The sequence below is a fragment of the Kosakonia arachidis genome, assembly GCF_900116535.1.
Lineage (GTDB): Bacteria > Pseudomonadota > Gammaproteobacteria > Enterobacterales > Enterobacteriaceae > Kosakonia > Kosakonia arachidis.
The window spans coordinates 1-20,212 of the sequence record NZ_FPAU01000006.1 but is presented as its reverse complement, the minus strand read 5'-3'; the positions used below and the strand labels follow the sequence as shown (position 1 = coordinate 20,212).

The 20,212-nt window shown below is 52.4% G+C and carries 18 protein-coding genes and 1 rRNA gene; 8 read left to right on the top strand and 11 right to left on the bottom strand.

Annotation, left to right across the window (positions count from 1 at the left end):
• Positions 1–29: 29 nt before the first annotated feature.
• From lepB to rpoE, 6 genes are all read right to left on the bottom strand, one after another.
• Positions 30–1,004 carry a signal peptidase I gene (gene lepB, locus BM427_RS19415; protein WP_090124471.1) on the bottom strand — a complete coding sequence of 325 codons (975 nt, stop codon included), beginning with the start codon at positions 1,002–1,004 and terminating at the stop codon, positions 30–32.
• Positions 1,005–1,019: 15 nt separating this feature from the next.
• Positions 1,020–2,819: a translation elongation factor 4 gene (lepA, locus tag BM427_RS19410; protein ID WP_090124468.1), complete on the bottom strand. Its 1,800-nt coding sequence runs from the start codon at positions 2,817–2,819 to the stop codon at positions 1,020–1,022.
• Between the two features lie 145 nt (positions 2,820–2,964).
• Entirely contained in the window at positions 2,965–3,444 is a 480-nt protein-coding gene (rseC, locus tag BM427_RS19405) for a SoxR-reducing system protein RseC (protein WP_090124465.1), read from the bottom strand.
• A complete protein-coding gene (gene rseB, locus BM427_RS19400; protein ID WP_090124461.1) occupies positions 3,441–4,394 on the bottom strand; it encodes a sigma-E factor regulatory protein RseB in 954 nt (317 codons plus the stop codon). The genes rseC and rseB overlap by 4 nt, the downstream gene beginning before the upstream one ends.
• Complete coding sequence (rseA, locus tag BM427_RS19395) at positions 4,394–5,044, bottom strand: anti-sigma-E factor RseA (protein ID WP_090124458.1); 651 nt, start codon at positions 5,042–5,044, stop codon at positions 4,394–4,396. The genes rseB and rseA overlap by 1 nt, the downstream gene beginning before the upstream one ends.
• Positions 5,045–5,075: 31 nt before the next feature.
• The gene (gene rpoE / locus BM427_RS19390) at positions 5,076–5,651 is read right to left on the bottom strand and encodes an RNA polymerase sigma factor RpoE (RefSeq protein ID WP_010434081.1); all 576 of its coding nucleotides are present in this window, start codon (positions 5,649–5,651) and stop codon (positions 5,076–5,078) included.
• A gap of 421 nt (positions 5,652–6,072) precedes the next feature.
• Here rpoE and nadB point away from each other — a divergent pair, with 421 nt between their 5' ends.
• Positions 6,073–7,692 (top strand): L-aspartate oxidase, encoded by a 1,620-nt coding sequence (gene nadB / locus BM427_RS19385; protein WP_090124455.1) that lies wholly within the window; start codon positions 6,073–6,075, stop codon positions 7,690–7,692.
• Here the strand turns inward: nadB and trmN are convergent.
• Complete coding sequence (trmN, locus tag BM427_RS19380) at positions 7,677–8,414, bottom strand: tRNA(1)(Val) (adenine(37)-N(6))-methyltransferase TrmN (protein WP_090124452.1); 738 nt, start codon at positions 8,412–8,414, stop codon at positions 7,677–7,679. The genes nadB and trmN overlap by 16 nt on opposite strands.
• A 129-nt stretch (positions 8,415–8,543) precedes the next feature.
• On the opposite strand from trmN, the gene srmB reads away from it, so the two are divergent.
• Entirely contained in the window at positions 8,544–9,878 is a 1,335-nt protein-coding gene (srmB, locus tag BM427_RS19375; protein ID WP_090124449.1) for an ATP-dependent RNA helicase SrmB, read from the top strand.
• A gap of 49 nt (positions 9,879–9,927) precedes the next feature.
• Here the strand turns inward: srmB and grcA are convergent, their stop codons facing one another.
• Positions 9,928–10,311, bottom strand: coding sequence for an autonomous glycyl radical cofactor GrcA (grcA, locus tag BM427_RS19370; RefSeq protein WP_090124446.1), 384 nt, complete (start codon positions 10,309–10,311; stop codon positions 9,928–9,930).
• 313 nt (positions 10,312–10,624) lie between these two features.
• On the opposite strand from grcA, the gene ung reads away from it, so the two are divergent.
• Complete coding sequence (gene ung, locus BM427_RS19365) at positions 10,625–11,314, top strand: uracil-DNA glycosylase (RefSeq protein WP_090124441.1); 690 nt, start codon at positions 10,625–10,627, stop codon at positions 11,312–11,314.
• Between the two features lie 50 nt (positions 11,315–11,364).
• Here ung and BM427_RS19360 read toward each other — a convergent pair whose 3' ends face one another.
• Positions 11,365–12,462: a tRNA/rRNA methyltransferase gene (locus tag BM427_RS19360; RefSeq protein WP_090124438.1), complete on the bottom strand. Its 1,098-nt coding sequence runs from the start codon at positions 12,460–12,462 to the stop codon at positions 11,365–11,367.
• A gap of 206 nt (positions 12,463–12,668) precedes the next feature.
• On the opposite strand from BM427_RS19360, the gene trxC reads away from it, so the two are divergent.
• From trxC to BM427_RS19330, 5 genes are all read left to right on the top strand, one after another.
• Positions 12,669–13,088 carry a thioredoxin TrxC gene (trxC, locus tag BM427_RS19350; RefSeq protein ID WP_090124435.1) on the top strand — a complete coding sequence of 140 codons (420 nt, stop codon included), beginning with the start codon at positions 12,669–12,671 and terminating at the stop codon, positions 13,086–13,088.
• Between the two features lie 69 nt (positions 13,089–13,157).
• Positions 13,158–13,856, top strand: a complete 699-nt coding sequence (locus BM427_RS19345) for a tRNA-uridine aminocarboxypropyltransferase (RefSeq protein WP_090124432.1) — start codon at positions 13,158–13,160, stop codon at positions 13,854–13,856.
• 32 nt (positions 13,857–13,888) lie between these two features.
• Positions 13,889–16,549 (top strand): bifunctional acetate--CoA ligase family protein/GNAT family N-acetyltransferase, encoded by a 2,661-nt coding sequence (locus BM427_RS19340; protein WP_090124430.1) that lies wholly within the window; start codon positions 13,889–13,891, stop codon positions 16,547–16,549.
• A 113-nt stretch (positions 16,550–16,662) separates the two neighbouring features.
• Positions 16,663–18,018, top strand: coding sequence for a CDP-diacylglycerol--serine O-phosphatidyltransferase (gene pssA / locus BM427_RS19335; protein WP_090124428.1), 1,356 nt, complete (start codon positions 16,663–16,665; stop codon positions 18,016–18,018).
• Between the two features lie 44 nt (positions 18,019–18,062).
• Positions 18,063–18,386 carry a YfiM family lipoprotein gene (locus tag BM427_RS19330; protein WP_074778660.1) on the top strand — a complete coding sequence of 108 codons (324 nt, stop codon included), beginning with the start codon at positions 18,063–18,065 and terminating at the stop codon, positions 18,384–18,386.
• Here the strand turns inward: BM427_RS19330 and BM427_RS19325 are convergent.
• Complete coding sequence (locus tag BM427_RS19325) at positions 18,383–19,681, bottom strand: MFS transporter (RefSeq protein WP_090124424.1); 1,299 nt, start codon at positions 19,679–19,681, stop codon at positions 18,383–18,385. The genes BM427_RS19330 and BM427_RS19325 overlap by 4 nt on opposite strands.
• 273 nt (positions 19,682–19,954) lie before the next feature.
• A 5S ribosomal RNA gene (gene rrf, locus BM427_RS19320) occupies positions 19,955–20,070 on the bottom strand.
• Between the last annotated feature and the right edge of the window lie 142 nt (positions 20,071–20,212).

Here is a 20,212-nt window from a genome sequence, read left to right as displayed (position 1 = left end):
CGCAAGCGTAATGATTGCGCCCCGGCTAATTAATGAATTCCGCCGATACGATTCAGGCGTACGCCTGTCGGCCATTCACCTTCTTGTTTCTCGAAGCTCATCCAGATTGCCGTGGCCCGACCCACCAGATTTTGCTCCGGTACAAAACCCCAGTAACGACTGTCCGCGCTGTTGTCGCGGTTATCACCCATCATAAAGTAGTGACCCGGTGGCACAACCCATGTAGCCAGTGGCTGGTTCGCCTGGCGATAGTAAATCCCCAATTGATCCTGCGCGATAGGCACGGTCAGAATGCGGTGCGTCACATCACCCAGCGTCTCTTTACGCTCGGCCAGACGCACGCCGTCGTCCATACTCTGCCCTTTCGGTATCTGGAAGAAACCGCTGCTCGCTTCACCGCCGGTACGACGACCGAAAGTCTGCACAAAATCGCTCTCTTCCACATTGCTGTAAGTGATCGGCAGCGCGCTACCGCATGCCTGGCCAGAGCTACAGTTCGGCTGCACGGTAACCTGTTTGCTCACCGGATCATAAGTGACTTTATCGCCCGGAAGGCCAACTACGCGCTTGATGTAGTCAAGACGCGGATCGTCCGGGTATTTAAATACAGCAATATCGCCGCGTTTCGGATGCCCGGTTTCGATCAGCGTTTTCTGGTAAATTGGATCTTTAATGCCATAGGCAAATTTCTCCACCAGAATAAAATCGCCAATCAGCAGCGTCGGCATCATCGAACCTGACGGGATCTGAAAAGGTTCATAGATAAACGAACGCACGACCAGAACAATCGCCAGCACCGGGAAGACAGAAGCCCCCGTTTCCAGCCAGCCCGGTTTCGGGCCGATTTTCTTCAGCGTTTTCGCATCAAGCGCATCATCTGTAGCAGCTTGTGCGGCAGCCTGACGTTCCCGACGTTTCGGTGCAAAAATAAACTTATCCAGGCACCATAAAATTCCCGTCACCAGCGTCGCGATCACCAGTATCAGGGCAAACATGTTCGCCATGCCAACTCCTCTAGGTTATTTGCTCTCTTTGCCTACGTGCAGAATGGCAAGGAACGCTTCCTGCGGCAGTTCGACGTTGCCGACTTGCTTCATACGTTTCTTACCTTCTTTCTGTTTCTGCAGCAGCTTTTTCTTACGGCTGACGTCACCGCCATAGCATTTTGCCAGTACGTTTTTACGCAGCTGTTTCACGGTAGAGCGGGCAATAATATGGTTGCCAATCGCCGCCTGAATCGCGATATCAAACTGCTGGCGCGGGATCAGCTCTTTCATCTTCTCCACCAGCTCACGGCCACGGTACGGCGCATTATCATTGTGGGTAATCAGCGCCAGCGCATCAACACGCTCGCCGTTAATCAGCACGTCCACACGTACCATGTTTGAAGCCTGGAAACGTTTGAAGTTGTAGTCCAGCGACGCATAACCGCGCGAGGTCGACTTCAAGCGGTCGAAGAAATCCAGCACCACTTCCGCCATCGGTATTTCATAGGTCAGCGCCACCTGGTTACCGTGGTAAACCATGTTGGTCTGTACGCCGCGTTTTTCTACGCACAAGGTAATGACGTTGCCCAGGTATTCCTGCGGCAGCAGCATATGACATTCGGCGATCGGCTCGCGCAGTTCATCGATATTGTTCAGCGGTGGCAGCTTGGAAGGACTGTCGACGTAAACCACCTCTTTGTTGGTGGTCAACACTTCGTAGACTACGGTCGGCGCGGTGGTAATCAGATCCAGATCGTATTCACGCTCCAGACGTTCCTGAATGATCTCCATGTGCAGCAGGCCGAGGAAGCCGCAGCGGAAGCCGAAGCCCAGCGCGGTGGAACTTTCCGGCTCATAGAACAGCGAAGCATCGTTCAGGCTCAGCTTACCGAGTGCGTCACGGAAGTTTTCATAATCATCGGAACTGACCGGGAACAGGCCTGCATAAACCTGAGGCTTCACTTTTTTAAAGCCTGGCAGCGCTTTGTCTGCCGGGTTACGGGCTGCGGTCAGGGTATCGCCGACTGGTGCGCCGAGAATGTCTTTAATTGCGCAGACCAACCAACCGACTTCGCCGCATTTCAGTTCGTTACGGTCAACCTGTTTCGGCGTGAAAATACCGAGGCGATCAGCGTTATAGACCTGCCCGGTGCTCATTACCTTAATTTTGTCGCCTTTACGCATGGTGCCGTTTTTAATACGCACCAGAGAAACCACGCCAAGGTAGTTATCGAACCATGAGTCGATGATAAGCGCCTGCAACGGCGCATCCGGATCGCCTTCTGGCGGGGGAATATCACGCACCAGACGCTCCAGTACATCCGGAACGCCGACGCCAGTCTTCGCCGAGCACCGCACCGCATCGGTAGCGTCGATACCGACGATGTCTTCAATCTCTTCCGCAACGCGTTCAGGATCGGCAGCTGGCAGATCAATCTTGTTCAGTACCGGCACCACTTCGAGATCCATTTCAATGGCGGTATAGCAGTTCGCCAGCGTCTGTGCTTCAACACCCTGCCCGGCATCCACCACCAGCAGCGCCCCTTCACAGGCAGCCAATGAGCGGGAAACCTCATAGGAGAAGTCAACGTGACCTGGAGTATCAATAAAGTTGAGCTGGTAGATTTCACCATTGTTAGCTTTGTAATCCAGCGTCACACTTTGCGCTTTGATAGTAATACCGCGCTCGCGCTCAAGATCCATCGAGTCAAGAACCTGGGCTTCCATTTCGCGATCGGAAAGACCACCGCAAATCTGGATGATACGGTCAGACAGCGTCGACTTACCATGGTCGATGTGAGCGATGATCGAAAAGTTACGAATATTCTTCATAGAGTGAGATTTTATGCCTTACGAGTAGCTAAGAGGCCTGTTCGCGCCTGACGTCAAATGTACTGAAACGCCGCATTCTACACTACAACCACAATGCGGGGAAATGCCAGAAAGTGACGCCATTACCGCAAGGCGAAAAGGGAAATTACGGATGATTTTCCGCAGTGACGCTATCGACGCGAATCATCTCTGGCGGCAAGCCAACGCTTAAGATCACCGGTTGCCATTCACTGCGGGTAGCCAGCTTTGGCGACAGCTCGCGCGCGAGTAAAAAGCCGCCAACACCGCCCAGCACCGCACCGCACAGCGCTGCGATATCGGCAGCAAAAAGCGACTGGAAAATAGCGCCCACGGCAAACAGCCCCACCAGCGGGGACATATACACCAGCATTGCGGAGCTTAGCAAGCTGGCTTCAGCAATGCCCAACTCCACTTTTTGCCCCGCCACCAGCGGTTGTTCGCAAGGAACAGCAATCGTATGCGTTGTTTGCGGACCCAGCTTATTCAGCACACGGCTGCCGCAACCTGCACGGGAAGCACAACTGCTACAGGATGCTTTGACATCACATTCGACCAGCGCGTTACCATTTTGCCAGGAAATAACTGTCGCCCACTCTTTAATCATTGTGCGGCCTTGAATTTAAGACTGTCCGCAATGCGTTTTGCGGTTTGCGGTGGCAATTCGCCGACAACAGTGATTTCCGCGTTATCGCGAACCGTGGTCATCACGGTGCGTCGACCGGTGCGCAGCAACTGTTCAGCACTGTTCTGATTGGCCGGGCTGATATTAACCGAGAAGCTGAATAACCCATCAGAATAAAGACGCGATTCAACCGGCATCTCAAGCGTTGGCAATTTACGGCGGCTACTGGATATCTGCTCAAAGCCCTGCGGCACCCAGGATGGCGTCCAATTGAAATCAACCTTATCGCCAACCGGTAATGACAGCAGCGGCGGCAGACTGGCTTTTGCCAGCGTCTGCATATTACTGGTAACCTGGCCATTGACCGAGAATGCGATGACGCGGAACTGCTCAAGGGTTTCGCCATCGCGATCGAGCAAGTCGACACGCATTGGCAAATGCGTCTCCTCATCCATCCAGACGATATAGCTGTACCGCGTGCCATCGCGCGCCACAACACGGATCACTTCGCACAGCCTGTCGGCAATGCGCGTACGGCCTACAGAGATGAAGTCATAGTAAGGGGAAAGACGTTTGAAATCGGTATAAACCAGCGACGGTAGTGAATCGACAATATAGTTGCCGTTGAGCGTAAAGGGCTCAAGACCAGGCTCAAAGTAGCTGATCTCACTGCCCCTCTGCACCACTTCCCGGCGCGGACCGTCCATTTGCAATAACTGTGCAAGCGGTTGGTCATTCAAACGCACATGACGGTAGCGTAAAGACTCTACTCCCTGCTTATTAATGCTGATAAAAGACAGTTCGTAGTTGAGTGACTGACTCGCCACATTCATTTGCTGCAACAACGCCCCGGATGAATCATCAGCCGAGGCGTTGACAGAGAAGAACAGGCCAGTAGCCACAAAAGACATGGCACACCAAAGTTGCTTCATTACTGCGATTGCGTTCCTAAAGTTTGATTTCCTGGCACCTGTACAGCGGCCTGCTGCGTTTGCGCCTGCTCAAACTGAAGCTGTTCGGAGTGCAGACGGCGTTGCAGTTCGTAATCCTGCAACATCGCATTAATGCGACGACGCTGTTCCTGCACCTGCTGTTGCTGACCGGCGTTTGCCGATGCATCAGAAGGAACCCCCAAACTTACCGGACTGGCTTTACCCATCATCGGCAGTGTATTAAACACTGGCGCTTCGGGCTGTTGGGTTGATTCAGTCGAGCCATTATAGTGCTGGACACCAACAATAACAGCAAGCGATACGCATGCCGCTACGCCCATTTGAGTAAGTTGGCTTGCCCACGGACGAACCTTGTGCCAGAACGGCATCTTCTGCCATTGGTGCGGTGCAGGCTGCACTTCGGGAATCAACGGCGTTGCGGTTTCAACGACGTCGTTCTGAATCGCGGCCATCACGCGGGCGGAGATATCGAAATGGAGGAGATCGGCCGTATCACCGCGCATAGAGTCGCGAATCAGGTGATAGTTCTCCCAGGTTCTCTGCATTTCAGGATCGCGGGTCAGCTCTGCGAGCAGCTCGCTATCCAGCGTTTCGCCATCCATTAAAGCGGAAAGTTGTTCTTTCTGCATGCCTAATACCTTTTTCAGTATCCCGCTATCGTCAACGCCTGATAAGCGGTTGAACTTTATTATCAATAGCTTCACGTGCACGGAAGATACGTGAACGCACTGTACCAACCGGGCAATCCATGATGACCGCAATCTCTTCGTAACTCAGGCCATCCAACTCCCGCAACGTAATTGCCATGCGTAAATCTTCCGGGAGCGACTCAATGGTACGAAAAACTATTTGTCTCAGTTCTTCTGACAACATTAAGTTCTCAGGGTTCGAAATTTCTTTCAGTGCACCGCCACTTTCGAAGTTTTCTGCATCAATCGCGTCCACATCACTGGATGGCGGCCTGCGCCCCTGGGCGACCAGGTAATTTTTTGCTGTGTTAACAGCGATTCGGTATAGCCAAGTATAAAAAGCACTATCTCCCCTGAACGAATCAAGCGCGCGATAGGCCTTTATAAATGATTCTTGTACGACATCAGGTACATCGCCCGAAGGGACATACCGGGAAACCAGACTCGCCACTTTATGCTGGTAGCGTACCACCAGTAAGTTAAACGCTTTCTGATCTCCTTTTTGGACCCTTTCGACAAGAACCTGATCCGTTAACTGCTCGCTCATCCGAGGTAAAATCTCCCCAAAACCAATTTCCACGCGTATCCAGAACGCCACTCCAATACTGCAATATGAGCAAGCAGCCAATTAGAGCCCAGGTTTACAGTAAAGTTCCGTTACGCCATTGTTTTTGTGTATCGTTCGCAAAAAATTATTATCACTCATTATAAGTCTGCAAACGCTGAACACTCTGTTTTCTCAAAGAGAAGACCTTAAGATCGCCAGAGAGTAACGCAATAGTGTTTTTTTTTCATCTCTAATACACCTTCACTAACAATCTGCATCTTAACTATTTTTTCCGCTTATGACATATGCTGGCAAAAAGATCCTGTTTAGCCATTAATACAGCCAGTGCAAAAAAGAGTGATCTTTCGCTGGACACGGTGCTATGCTCAGCAAACCTTGTTTAGTAAATTAAACACAGATCATGAAAACAACGCCTGAACTCTCCTGTGATGTCCTGGTTGTCGGCAGCGGCGCCGCCGGTCTTTCAGTAGCTTTACGTCTGGCTGCACAGCACAAAGTCATCGTCTTAAGTAAGGGGCCAATCAGTGAAGGCTCAACATTTTATGCTCAGGGCGGCATTGCAGCCGTTTTTGACGAAACAGACAGCGTCGAATCTCATGTGGAAGATACGCTGATTGCTGGCGCAGGAATTGTTGAACGTCACGCGGCAGAGTTTGTCGCCAGCAATGCGCGTTCCTGCGTACAGTGGCTTATCGATCAGGGGGTGTTATTTGACACCGAGATCGCCGCAAATGGCGAGCCCAGCTACCATCTGACGCGCGAAGGCGGGCACAGCCATCGCCGCATCCTTCATGCCGCAGACGCCACCGGTAAAGCGGTGGAAAATACCCTGGTCAGCAAGGCGATCAACCATCCGAATATTCGCATACTTGAGCGCTGCAATGCGGTGGATTTGATTATTTCGGACAAAATCGGTCTTCCGGGCACGCGTCGCGTCGTTGGCGCATGGGTATGGAACCGAAATAAAGAACAGGTGGAAACCTGCCAGGCAAAGGCGGTGGTGCTGGCGACCGGCGGTGCATCGAAAGTCTATCAATACACCACCAACCCGGATATCTCCTCCGGTGACGGCATCGCCATGGCATGGCGCGCTGGTTGCCGGGTAGCGAACCTGGAATTTAACCAATTCCATCCCACTGCGCTGTTTCATCCGCAAGCACGCAGCTTCCTGCTCAGCGAAGCGCTGCGTGGTGAAGGTGCCTGGTTGAAACGTCCGGACGGTACCCGTTTTATGCCGGACTTTGATCCGCGTGGCGAACTGGCTCCGCGAGACGTCGTAGCCCGCGCTATAGATCATGAAATGAAGCGCCTCGGTGCGGACTGCATGTACCTCGATATTAGCCATAAACCTGCAGAATTTATTCGTCATCACTTCCCGATGATTTATGAAAAATTGCTGGGGCTGGGGATCGATTTGACCAAAGAACCTGTGCCAATAGTGCCTGCTGCGCACTACACATGCGGCGGAGTGATGGTTGACGATTGCGGACGTAGTGACGTCGATGGCCTCTATGCCGTTGGCGAAGTGAGCTATACCGGCCTGCACGGTGCGAACCGCATGGCATCGAATTCACTGCTCGAATGTCTGGTGTACGGTTGGTCGGCGGCGGAAGACATTGCCCGCCGCATGCCACATGCACATGCCATTCCGGCGCTGCCAGCCTGGGATGAAAGCCGCGTAGACGATGCCGATGAGCGGGTTATTCTGCAACATAACTGGCACGAGCTGCGGCTGTTTATGTGGGACTACGTGGGTATCGTACGCACCACAAAACGACTCGAACGCGCAATGCGCCGCATTACCTTGTTGCAACAGGAAATTGACGAGTACTACGCCAATTTCCGCGTCTCTAATAATCTGCTGGAGTTGCGTAACCTGGTGCAAGTAGCCGAGCTGATTGTACGCTGCGCGATGCAGCGCAAAGAGAGCCGCGGGTTGCATTACACGCTGGATTACCCCGAACAGTTTACGGAATCCGGCCCGACGGTACTTTCGCCGCGCAGTTACATAAACAGGTAGAAGCTCTGGGTCAGCGCGGTGTAGCTGTCGGAATAGCGCTGATCCGGCCCGCGAATCGCCAGCCGGTCGGCGAACACGTCACCGGCGCGCGGCGAGAACGCCAGCAGGACACGATGCGGCAAACGGCTTTCCGTTTCTGACACATCGGTTCGCAAACGTAGATGCCAGCCGATACCAAGTGCTTTCTGTGTGAAAGGTTCGCTGGCCTCAATCGGTAGTACAACGCAGAAAAAGCCCTCTTCCGTCACCAGTGTTGCAGCAATTTCCAGTAATGACTGATGATCCAGCGTGGTGGTATAGCGCGCGCGATCGCGTTCTGGCGTTGCACATTTCACCCCTTCGTCAAAATAGGGAGGGTTGCTGACAATCAGATCGTAACGCGCCGTATTCTCATTGCTCCACTGGCGAATATCTGCCTCATGAACAGTAATGCGATCTGCCCACGGCGATGCCAGTACATTTTCCTGCGCCTGAGAAGCAGCCTGCTCATCAAGTTCGACGGCATCAATGGTCACCGTCGGTCCAGTTCGCTGCGCCAGCATCAGCGCCAGCAGACCGCTTCCCGTGCCGATATCCAGCACATGCCGGGCTTTTGATACCGGCGACCAGGCACCCAACATCAACCCATCGGTGCCCACCTTCATGGCGCAACGATCATGTGCGACAAAGAATTCTTTAAACGTGAAGCCGTCACGGCGCAACTGAGCCTTTGGCTGAGACATCTTTACAACCTCAATACGGAAACAGGCGTAGCATAGGCGAAAGCAAAGCGCCGGAAAAGCGATAAGCAGACAACAGATGAAGATTCCAGCCGTAACGTCTATAATCAGCGCCCCACACCGAGGTAGATCATGACTGTAACGACTTTTTCCGAACTCGAACTTGACGACAGCCTGCTGGACGCGCTCCAGGATAAAGGCTTTACGCGCCCAACCGCTATCCAGGCAGCTGCCATTCCGCCTGCGCTTGAGGGGCGTGACGTCCTTGGTTCTGCGCCTACTGGTACCGGTAAAACGGCGGCCTATCTGCTGCCAGCGTTGCAACACCTTCTGGACTTTCCACGTAAGAAATCCGGCCCGCCGCGTATTCTGATCCTGACGCCAACCCGCGAGCTGGCAATGCAAGTTGCCGATCATGCCCGCGAACTGGCGGTGAATACCCATCTGGATATCGCAACCATTACTGGCGGCGTCGCCTACATGAACCACGCTGAAGTGTTCAGTGAAAACCAGGATATCGTTGTTGCCACCACTGGTCGCCTGCTGCAATACATTAAAGAAGAGAACTTCGACTGTCGCGCAGTAGAAACGTTGATCCTCGATGAAGCCGACCGCATGCTGGATATGGGCTTCGCGCAGGATATTGAGCATATTGCGGGTGAAACCCGCTGGCGCAAGCAGACGATGCTCTTCTCCGCAACGCTTGAAGGCGAAGCGATCAAAAATTTCGCCGAACGTCTGCTGGAAGATCCCGTAGAAGTCTCCGCCACACCGTCAACGCGCGAACGTAAGAAAATCCACCAATGGTACTACCGCGCCGACAACCTTGAACACAAAACCGCTCTGCTGATACACCTGCTGAAACAGCCAGAAGTCAGCCGTTCTATCGTCTTCGTGCGTAAACGTGAACGCGTGCATGAGCTGGCAGGCTGGTTGCGCGAAGCGGGCATCAATAACTGCTATCTCGAAGGCGAGATGGTACAGGTGAAGCGTAACGAAGCGATCAAACGACTGACCGATGGTCGCGTCAACGTGCTTATCGCCACCGATGTTGCTGCGCGTGGTATCGATATTCCGGATGTCAGTCACGTCATTAACTTCGATATGCCGCGCAGTGGCGACACCTATCTGCACCGTATTGGCCGCACCGGCCGCGCCGGTCGCAAAGGCGCAGCCATTTCCCTGGTTGAAGCGCACGATCAGCTGTTACTGGGCAAAGTAGGTCGTTACGTTGAAGAGCCGCTGAAAGCCCGCGTCGTGGACGAACTGCGCCCGACAACGAGAGTGCCAAGCGAGAAGCTGAAAGGCAAGCCGTCGAAAAAAGTGCTGGCCAAACGCGAAGAGAAGAAAAAAGAGAAAGAGAAAGAGAAACCGCGCGTGAAGCAACGCCATCGTGATACCAAAAACATCGGTAAGCGACGCAAGCCCAGCACTGCGAGCAGCGGGCAGCAAAAAACAGAAGAGTAAAAAAACGCCGGGATATAATATCCCGGCGTTTTTTTATATCAGCCTGAAATTACAGGCTTTCAGTAAAGGTACGAGCAATAACGTCGCGCTGCTGTTCCGGCGTCAGCGAGTTAAAACGTACTGCATAACCGGATACACGAATGGTCAGTTGCGGGTACTTTTCCGGATGTTCAACGGCATCAAGCAGCGTTTCACGACGCAGAACGTTCACGTTCAAGTGCTGACCGCCTTCCACGCGTACTTCCGGTTTTACCTCCATCGGAATTTCACGGTATTCGATAGCGCCCAGTTTGTTAACTGCAACCACTTCATCTTCCGCGAAACCACCTTTTGCACAGACGCAACGTGCTTCGCCTTTTTCGCTATCAAGCAACCAAAACGAATTCAACAAGTTGTTGTTTGCAGCTTTAGTAATCTGGATACCAGTAATCATGATTTGCCTCCCTTCGGCACATTTATTCGATTCGCCGGTTTTCCCGGCTAATTGGTAAAACCATTGTTGTCTGATTGTTTATATACCAGCCTAACACCCCGCATTCTTTGATTTAAATCAACAAAAACCACACAGAGAAAATGGTGATTAGGTAATATACTTGTTTTATATCAAGTTACGCATTTCCAGACGCCTTAAAAATTTTGTAAATTTTCAATTTTTTTTGAGTAAATCTAGCAAAAGCCGGCGGTGAATTTTGTTCTACCGAAAGAAGCAGTTAAGCTACGGGGAACCAACTTCGCAGGAGAGCGGGATGACCACCTCATTAACATGGCATGATGTGCTGGCAGAAGAAAAACAGCAGCCCTACTTTATTAATACCCTCAGTACAGTTGCGGCTGAGCGGCAGTCCGGAATGACCATCTACCCACCGCAGAAAGATGTGTTTAACGCTTTCCGTTTTACCGAACTGGGCGACGTTAAAGTGGTAATTCTGGGACAGGATCCCTATCACGGTCCTGATCAGGCGCATGGTCTGGCATTTTCTGTGCGTCCGGGTATCGCCATCCCACCTTCCCTGTTGAATATGTATAAAGAACTGGAAAACTCCATACCGGGCTTCGTGCGACCACAGCATGGGTATCTGGAGAACTGGGCACGCCAGGGCGTATTACTGCTCAACACCGTGCTGACGGTACGTGCCGGCCAGGCACACTCACATGCCAGCCTCGGCTGGGAAACCTTTACCGACAAAGTGATTGCGCTGATTAATGAACATCGGGAAGGCATCGTGTTTTTACTCTGGGGTTCGCATGCGCAGAAGAAAGGGGCGATTATCGACAAATCCCGCCACCATGTTTTACGTGCGCCACACCCGTCGCCGCTCTCAGCGCATCGTGGCTTCTTTGGTTGTAATCACTTTGTGCTGGCAAATCAGTGGCTGGAGCAGCATGGAGAACAGCCTATCGACTGGATGCCGACACTGCCCGCAGAAACCGAGTAAAAAAAAGCCAGCATCGCGCTGGCTTTTTAATCTGTTGGCTAACGTCAGACTCAGGCTTTGTTCTGCCGCCACCATTCTGCCAGCAACACGCCAGTTGCCACAGAAACATTGAGACTTTCAACGTTGCCGGTACCCCCAATCGAGACGCTTAGATCCGCGCGGGAAAGCGCTGCATCAGATAAACCATCGCGCTCCTGGCCCAGTACCAGCACCATTTTTTTCGGTAACGTCGTTTTGAACAGCGACGTGCCGTTGTGGCTGGAAGTCGTTACCAGCGCATAACCAGCCTGACGGAACTCTTCCAGCGCATCGACAAAGCTGTCGCCAGTAATTGCCTGAACGTGTTCGGCTCCGCCTTCTGCGGTACGCACAGCCGCACCGGATTCAATCACCGCAGCATCCTGCAACACCACACCTTTGACACCAAAGTGCGCGCAGCTACGCATAATCGCGCCAAGGTTATGCGGGTTGCCAACATCTTCAAGCGCCAACACGCAATCCTCTTCACCGGCGCTTGCCACCCATTTCTGCACACTCAAACCATTGCGTTTTTTGATCAGGAAACAGACACCGCCGTGATGTTCCGTACCGGACGCTTTCTCCAGTTCTTCGTCATCCACCACATGATAAGCTTTGCGGTTTGCTGCCATCCAGCGCAGGGCTTCTTTAAAACGCGGCGTTACACTCTGGACAAACCAGGCGCGAACAATGGATTCAGGACGGCTGCTGAACAACGCCTGACAAGCGTTTTCGCCGTATACGCGCGTCTCTTCTGCACGTTGACGACGCAGCACTTCAGGATCAATAAAGCTTTTACCGCTGATGCCACCATGATCCGGTTTTTCCGGCGTGTCGTCGCCCGGCGCGCGGGAAACGGTACGCCACGGTGAATCACCACGCTCACTGTAATTGTCTCGCTGCGGGCGGCGACTGTTGTTGTCGCGAGCAGAACGGCTTCGGTCATCACGGCCAGGGCGGCCACGATCATCGCGGGCAGTACGACGGTCATCTCCGGCGCGAGACGACGATCCTGCACGTGCTGGCCCTTTCCCGGTGCGCGGGTTCTGGCCACGTTTATCGGAATCATCATCACTGCGGACATACATCACTTTGACCTTGCCGCTTTTGTTCTTTAATTCATCGTTCATGCTTTTCTCCACCAGCGCTGCGCGAAGCGCGCAGATTACCTGATGTCCTTGCGCTTCGCCATTAATTCGTTCAAAAGCTATCGACTATTGTATTCATTGAACAAAACGCATTGTCGTTTAAAACCTTCTTATTAATAATATGTAACATAGTAGAAACATACCGGCAGTCATGCCGTTCTGTACCATCGCTTTTCCTGAGGTTAGTTATGAATACCGTATGTGCAAGCTGTCAGGCGCTGAATCGCATTCCCGAAGAGAGAATGAACGACGGCGCAAAATGTGGACGCTGTGGACACGAGCTGTTCGATGGAGATGTGATCAACGCTACCGGTGACACGCTGGATAAGTTGCTGAAAGACGATCTGCCCGTGGTCGTTGATTTCTGGGCACCATGGTGCGGCCCGTGCCGTAGTTTTGCGCCGATTTTTGAAGATGTAGCGGAAGAACGCAGCGGCAAAGTGCGATTTGTCAAAGTGAACACCGAAGATGAACGTGAACTGAGTGCACGATTCCGCATTCGCAGTATTCCAACCATTATGCTGTTCAAGAATGGTGAAGTTGTCGACATGCTTAGCGGCGCCATGCCGAAAGCACCATTCGACAGTTGGCTCAACGAATCGCTGTGATCCCGTCGGGGCACATCTTGTGCCCCGTTTCCAGCTCTGCGACAATGGCGTTTTTATTGCGCAATCCCCATGACCGAAAACGCTGTTCTTCGACTCCGTGCCGAACGTCTTGCCCGTTCGACGCGTCCGTTCCTTGCCCGTGGTAACCGTATCCGCCGCTGTCAGCGTTGCCTCCTTCCGCTACGCCAGTGCCTGTGCGAGACGTTAAAACCCGCGACCGCCAACAGTCGTTTCTGCCTGGTGATGTTCGATACCGAACCGATGAAACCGAGCAATACCGGAAGGTTGATCGCCGATGTATTACCCGATACGCAGGCCTTTCAGTGGTCTCGCACCGAACCGCCGCAGGCGCTTATCGATCTCTGTCGCAGTGAGACGTACCAGCCAATGGTCGTGTTTCCCGCCTCTTATGCGGGCAGCAAACGACCGGTGCTGAGCGCGCCACCACCTGGTAAACCACCGCTATTTATTATGCTGGACGGCACCTGGACGGAAGCGCGAAAAATGTTTCGTAAAAGCCCTTATCTGGATGCACTGCCGGTTATTTCTGTGGATCTCTCGCGCGTTTCCGCTTACCGCCTACGGGAAGCGCATGCTGAGGATCAGTATTGCACCGCAGAAGTGGCGATTGCGCTGCTGGATATCGCGCACGACAACGCGGCCGCACAGGCGCTCGGCGAACATTTCATACTCTTTCGCGAACGTTATCTGGCAGGCAAAACCCGCCATCCATCCGCTATCACAGCAAACGCAGCCGAAAACGTTTAAAATTAGTTGATCTCTCTTAAGCGGAGGCCAGTATGAGCCAACGAGGGCTGGAAGCGTTATTACGTCCCCGATCGATTGCGGTGGTGGGCGCGTCAATGAAGGCGGATCGCGCAGGTTTTCTGATGATGCGCAATTTACTGGCGGGAGGGTTTGCCGGGCCGGTATTACCGGTCACGCCCGCCTATAAAGCAGTTCAGGGCGTACTGGCCTGGCCGGATGTCGCCAGTCTACCGTTTACGCCCGATCTCGCGGTGCTGTGCACGCATGCCAAACGCAACCTTGAACTGCTTGATGCACTAGGGCAAAAAGGCTGCAAAACCTGCATTATTCTCTCTGCGCCTCCCGAACAGCACCCACTTCTTCTGGCCTGCGCTGCACGCTACCAGATGCGACTGCTCGGTCCGAACAGCCTCGGTTTACTTGCGCCATGGCAGGGGCTGAACGCCAGTTTTTCGCCGGTGCCGATTACGCGCGGCAAACTGGCGTTTATCTCCCAGTCAGCGGCAGTGTCAAATACGATACTCGACTGGGCGCAACAGCGAGAGATGGGTTTCTCTTACTTCATCGCGCTTGGCGATAGCCTGGATATTGATGTTGACGAGCTGCTGGATTTTCTCGCACGGGATAGCAAAACCAGCGCCATCCTGCTGTATCTGGAACATTTAAGCGATGCGCGTCGCTTTGTCTCTGCCGCCCGCAGTGCATCACGAAATAAACCTATCTTGGTTATCAAAAGCGGCCGCAGCCCGGAAGCGCAGCGATTATTGCAGGTGCATTCTGGTCTTGATCCCGCCTGGGATGCGGCGATTCAGCGAGCCGGTTTGCTGCGTGTCCAGGATACACATGAACTGTTTTCTGCAGTAGAAACGCTCAGCCATATGCGTCCGCTGCGTGGCGAGCGCCTAATGATCGTCAGTAATGGCGCCGCGCCGGCAGCGTTGGCGCTGGATGAGCTTTGGCTGCGTAATGGCAAATTGGCCGCACTCAGCGAAGAGACGCTGTCCCGTTTGCACACGGCGTTACCGGATTCCGTCGTCCCCGGTAACCCGCTCGATTTACGCGATGATGCCAGTAATGAGCGCTATGTCGCGGCACTTAATATTTTGCTCGACAGCCAGGATTACGACGCGTTGATGGTGATCCATGCGCCCAGCGCCACCGCACCGGGTAGCGAAAGCGCAGTAACATTGATCGACGCACTGAACAAACATCCGCGCGGGAAATATGTGACGGTGCTGACCAATTGGTGCGGCGAGTTTTCTTCGCAGGAAGCCCGACGCCTGTTCAGCGAAGCAGGTTTACCCACTTACCGCACACCGGAAGGCACCATTACGGCCTTTATGCATATGGTGGAGTATCGCCGTAACCAGAAACAACTCCGCGAAACACCCGCAATATCCCTCAGTATGGCGGCGAATACCGCCGAAGCACACCATCTGTTACAGCAAGCGTTGATGGAGGGCGCAAGGAGTCTGGATACTCATGAAGTTCAGCCAATTTTAGGCGCCTGGGGGCTACAAACGCTGCCGACATGGATTGCCAATGACAGTGCTGAAGCCGTACACATTGCTGAACAGATTGGTTACCCGGTTGCCTTAAAACTGCGTTCGCCGGATATTCCTCATAAATCCGAAGTTCAGGGGGTGATGCTTTATCTGCGCACAGCGAACGAAGTGCAGCAGGCAGCGGATGCGATTATCGATCGTGTAAAGATGAACTGGCCACAGGCGCGTATTCACGGTTTGCAGGTACAAAGCATGGCAAACCGCGCGGGCGCCCAGGAATTGCGGGTGGTTGTCGAACATGATCCCGTGTTCGGCCCATTGATTATGTTAGGCGAAGGCGGCGTTGAATGGCGGGCAGAAGATCAGGCAGCCGTTGCGCTGCCGCCGCTGAACATGAATCTCGCCCGTTATCTGGTGATTCAGGCGATTAAAAGTAAAAAGATCCGCGGACGCAGCGCGTTACGCTCGCTGGATATCGTCGGGTTAAGCCAATTTCTGGTGCAGGTTTCGAATCTGATTGTTGATTGCCCGGAAATTGAGCGGCTGGATATTCATCCTTTACTTGCCTCCGGTAGCGAATTCACCGCGCTGGATGTAACCATGGCCATTGCCCCCATCGCCGGAAACGGTGAAACGCGTCTCGCTATTCGTCCCTATCCTCAGCATCTGGAAGAAGAGGTTCAGATGAAAAATGGCGAGCAGTGCCTGTTCCGCCCAATTCTTCCGGAAGATGAGCCTCAACTACGGCGCTTTATCGCCCAGGTGACAAAAGAAGATCTTTACTACCGCTACTTTAGCGAGATCAACGAATTTACCCATGATGATTTAGCGAATATGACACAGATCGACTACGATCGGGAAATGGCCTTTGTTGCGGTACGACGTACAGATCAGGGTGAAGAAATTCTGGGTGTTACGCGTGCAATTTCCGACCCGGATAATATTGACGCTGAATTTGCTGTGCTGGTTCGCTCAGATTTGAAAGGGCTAGGACTTGGTCGACGTTTACTTGAGAAGCTTATCAGTTATACCCGGGATCACGGACTTAAGCGCTTGAATGGTATTACTATGCCCAACAATCGCGGCATGGTGACGCTGGCGCGTAAACTAGGATTTGACGTTGATATTCAGCTGGAAGATGGCATTGTGGGCTTGTCTCTCCAACTGATGAAGGCGGATCAATCCTGAGTAAGATACTGGAAATGTTGACTACTTTAGCAGGCACGGTGTTATTATTGCCCGCTTATGTCGTCTGCATGGTACAGAAGACCCTTCAATAAACAGAGAAGAAACGCACTGTGATGTTGTCAAAATTTAAGCGTAATAAACATCAACAACACCTTGCCCAACTCCCCAAGATTGCCCAGTCAGTTGATGACATAGAGTTTTTCTACTCACCCGCTGATTTCAGGGAGACGCTACTGGCGAAAATCGCCAGTGCTTCGCGCCGGATCTATATCATCGCCCTGTACCTGGAGCAGGATGATGGCGGGAAAGGAATTCTGCACGCGCTGTATGAAGCCAAGCGCCAGCGCCCGGAACTGGATGTCTGTGTGCTTGTCGACTGGCACCGCGCCCAGCGTGGCCGCATTGGCGCAGTGGCATCGAACACCAACGCCGACTGGTACTGCCGCCTCGCTCAGGAAAATGCGGACATTGTGGTTCCGGTCTATGGCGTTCCTGTGAATACGCGCGAAGCGCTCGGTGTGCTGCATTTCAAAGGATTCATCATTGATGACAGCGTACTTTACAGCGGTGCAAGCCTCAATGACGTCTATCTGCATCAGCACGATAAATATCGCTATGACCGCTATCAGTTAATCCACAACCCAGAAATGGCGGATATCATTCGTAACTGGGTCGATCAGAACCTGATTCAGGGACGCGCCGTAAATCGCCTTGATAAGGCTCAGCGTCCGAAAAGCCCGGAAATCAAAAACGATATTCGTCTGTTCCGTCAGGAGCTGCGCGATGCTACGTACCATTTCCAGGGCAATGCAGATAACGATCAGTTGGCGGTCACACCATTGGTCGGTCTGGGCAAATCCAGCCTGCTGAACAAAACTATTTTTCATCTGATGCCGTGTGCAGAACACAAGCTGACGATTTGTACCCCTTATTTCAACCTGCCTGCGGTGCTGGTGCGTAACATTATTCAATTACTGCGGGAGGGTAAAAAAGTGGAAATTATCGTTGGCGACAAAACGGCTAACGATTTTTTCATTCCGGAAGATCAACCGTTCAAAATAATCGGCGCACTACCTTATTTGTATGAAATCAATCTGCGTCGCTTCCTGAGCCGACTACAGTATTATGTTAACACCGATCAGTTAGTTGTGCGTTTATGGAAAGATGACGATAACACTTATCACCTGAAAGGAATGTGGGTGGATGACGAATGGATCCTGCTGACAGGTAACAACCTGAACCCCCGCGCCTGGCGGCTGGATCTGGAAAACGCCATCCTGATTCACGATCCGAAACATGAACTGGCGGCTCAGCGCGACAAAGAGCTGGAGCTTATCCGCACGCATACTACCGTGGTGAATCATTATCGTGATTTGCAAAGCATTGCAGATTATCCGGTGAAGGTGCGCAAACTTATTCGCCGATTGCGCCGTATCCGTATAGATAAGCTGATAAGTCGTATTCTTTAAAACTAAGCCCTGTCGTGTGATGGGGCTTTTTTTCAGGTCTGCTGATGAAATATATGCTGATAGCCAGTGTGGTGCTACTGACGGGTTGTAGTCATATGGCCAATGATAGCTGGAGCGGGCAAGATAAGGCACAGCATTTTCTGGGCTCTGCCATGCTTTCTGCCGCCGGTAACGAGGTAGCCCAACATCAGGGATATAGTCGAGATCGCAGCGCAATGGTAGGGCTGATGTTTTCAATTAGTCTTGGCGCATCGAAAGAGCTTTGGGATAGCCGCCCAGCGGGGAGCGGCTGGAGCTGGAAAGATTTCGCATGGGATGTTGCCGGTGCCACGACGGGTTATACCGTGTGGCAGCTGGCAAATCACTAAAGACGAATACCTTTTCCTTTACGATGAAGCATAAGCGACACCAGAAACGCTAACGCTCCCAGCACGGTGACGTACCAGAAAAAAGCGGTTTCGACGCCCAATGATTTCAACGATAGCGCCACATATTCCGCCGAACCGCCAAATAACGCATTCGCCACGGCATAAGAAAGACCGACCCCGAGAGCGCGCACCTGTGCAGGAAACATTTCTGCTTTCAGGATCCCGCTGATCGAGGTGTAAAAACTGACGATCACCAGTGACAGCATCACCAGAGCAAATGCCGCGTATGGCGACGTGACGCTGTGCAATGCACTGAGGATCGGTACGGTGCACACCATTGAAAGACCGCCGAACAGCAGCATTGATGTGCGGCGCCCAATCTTATCAGATAAGGCACCGATAATTGGTTGAATCAGCATGAAGACAAACAGAGCTACAGTCATAATGATACTGGCAACATTTGCGTGCATACCCGCCGTATTAACCAAATATTTCTGCATATAAGTGGTGAAGGTGTAAAACGCCAGCGATCCGCCCGCCGTAAACCCAAGTACCATCAGAAAAGCTTTACGGTTGCGCCATAATCCTTTCATTGAACCGGCTTCTTTTAAAGCCCGAACATCTTGTTGCGATGTTTCATCCAGTTGGCGGCGTAACCAAAGAGCAACAATGGCCAGCACTGCGCCAATGGCAAAGGGGATACGCCAACCCCATGTACGTAATTCAGCATCATCAAGAATCTGTTGCAGGATCACGACAACCAGTAGCGCCAGCAATTGCCCACCGATCAGCGTAACATACTGGAATGATGCGTAAAAACCCTTACGTCCTTCCACGGCGACTTCGCTCATATAAGTCGCGCTGGTGCCGTACTCGCCGCCGACAGAAAGCCCCTGGAACAAACGGGCAATCAGTAATAGTGCCGGAGCCCAAGTGCCGATTACGGAATAACCCGGTAAACAGGCAATAACCAGAGATCCCAGGCACATCATGCAGACAGAGATCAACATTGAGGTTTTACGCCCGCGGCGATCGGCAATTCGACCGAATAACCATCCGCCAATAGGACGCATCAGAAAACCGGCGGCAAATACACCTGCGGTTTGTAATAGCTGAGTTGTCGTATTTCCTGCCGGAAAAAATATATGAGCAAAATAGAGAGAGCAAAAGGAATAGACATAGAAATCAAACCACTCCACCAGATTGCCTGATGAAGCGCCAATAATCGCCCACACCCTTCTGCGAGTATCGCTGCTGGTGAGCGATGCACGTGTTGTTATGCTGCTTTCAGCCATTCGAATGATACTCCTGCCAGAGCTAGAATTTACTTACCCATGGCGAATATCCTTGTCCACCACTGCGCAAAGATAAAAATGTTGCATATTTGTTATAATCTAATTGTGATTACAATCACACTTTGGCTTAGCAGGATAAGCAATTAAGAATATGACCTGACAAAGAAAATAAATAAAGCAAAAAAGCCCGGTGCCTGTGCACGGGGCTTTCCTGTCTGTTCCGCCGCAACGCAAAAAGGCCATCCTTCCGGATGGCCTCTTCACCTGTTTGATGCCTGGCAGTTCCCTACTCTCGCATGGGGAGACCCCACACTACCATCGGCGCTACGGCGTTTCACTTCTGAGTTCGGCATGGGGTCAGGTGGGACCACCGCGCTAGTGCCGCCAGGCAAATTCTGTCTGTCAGTATCCCCTCAGGCATACCAACTTAATCTGTAATCTCGCTGAAAATCTTCTCTCAATTCCGCCAAAACATCTTCGGCGTTGTAAGGTTAAGCCTCACGGTTCATTAGTACCGGTTAGCTCAACGCA

Excerpts from the sequence above, each read along its gene's own strand:
- BM427_RS19330 (WP_074778660.1), top strand. The coding sequence starts at position 18,063 with ATGAAATATATGCTGATAGCCAGTGTGGTGCTACTGACGGGTTGTAGT.
- rseB (WP_090124461.1), bottom strand. The coding sequence starts at position 4,394 with ATGAAGCAACTTTGGTGTGCCATGTCTTTTGTGGCTACTGGCCTGTTC.
- lepA (WP_090124468.1), bottom strand. The coding sequence starts at position 2,819 with ATGAAGAATATTCGTAACTTTTCGATCATCGCTCACATCGACCATGGT.
- grcA (WP_090124446.1), bottom strand. The coding sequence starts at position 10,311 with ATGATTACTGGTATCCAGATTACTAAAGCTGCAAACAACAACTTGTTG.
- BM427_RS19340 (WP_090124430.1), top strand. The coding sequence starts at position 13,889 with ATGAGCCAACGAGGGCTGGAAGCGTTATTACGTCCCCGATCGATTGCG.
- lepB (WP_090124471.1), bottom strand. The coding sequence starts at position 1,004 with ATGGCGAACATGTTTGCCCTGATACTGGTGATCGCGACGCTGGTGACG.
- rseC (WP_090124465.1), bottom strand. The coding sequence starts at position 3,444 with ATGATTAAAGAGTGGGCGACAGTTATTTCCTGGCAAAATGGTAACGCG.
- ung (WP_090124441.1), top strand. The coding sequence starts at position 10,625 with ATGACCACCTCATTAACATGGCATGATGTGCTGGCAGAAGAAAAACAG.
- pssA (WP_090124428.1), top strand. The coding sequence starts at position 16,663 with ATGTTGTCAAAATTTAAGCGTAATAAACATCAACAACACCTTGCCCAA.
- rseA (WP_090124458.1), bottom strand. The coding sequence starts at position 5,044 with ATGCAGAAAGAACAACTTTCCGCTTTAATGGATGGCGAAACGCTGGAT.
- BM427_RS19360 (WP_090124438.1), bottom strand. The coding sequence starts at position 12,462 with ATGAACGATGAATTAAAGAACAAAAGCGGCAAGGTCAAAGTGATGTAT.
- BM427_RS19325 (WP_090124424.1), bottom strand. The coding sequence starts at position 19,681 with ATGGCTGAAAGCAGCATAACAACACGTGCATCGCTCACCAGCAGCGAT.
- trxC (WP_090124435.1), top strand. The coding sequence starts at position 12,669 with ATGAATACCGTATGTGCAAGCTGTCAGGCGCTGAATCGCATTCCCGAA.
- nadB (WP_090124455.1), top strand. The coding sequence starts at position 6,073 with ATGAAAACAACGCCTGAACTCTCCTGTGATGTCCTGGTTGTCGGCAGC.
- trmN (WP_090124452.1), bottom strand. The coding sequence starts at position 8,414 with ATGTCTCAGCCAAAGGCTCAGTTGCGCCGTGACGGCTTCACGTTTAAA.
- rpoE (WP_010434081.1), bottom strand. The coding sequence starts at position 5,651 with ATGAGCGAGCAGTTAACGGATCAGGTTCTTGTCGAAAGGGTCCAAAAA.
- srmB (WP_090124449.1), top strand. The coding sequence starts at position 8,544 with ATGACTGTAACGACTTTTTCCGAACTCGAACTTGACGACAGCCTGCTG.
- BM427_RS19345 (WP_090124432.1), top strand. The coding sequence starts at position 13,158 with ATGACCGAAAACGCTGTTCTTCGACTCCGTGCCGAACGTCTTGCCCGT.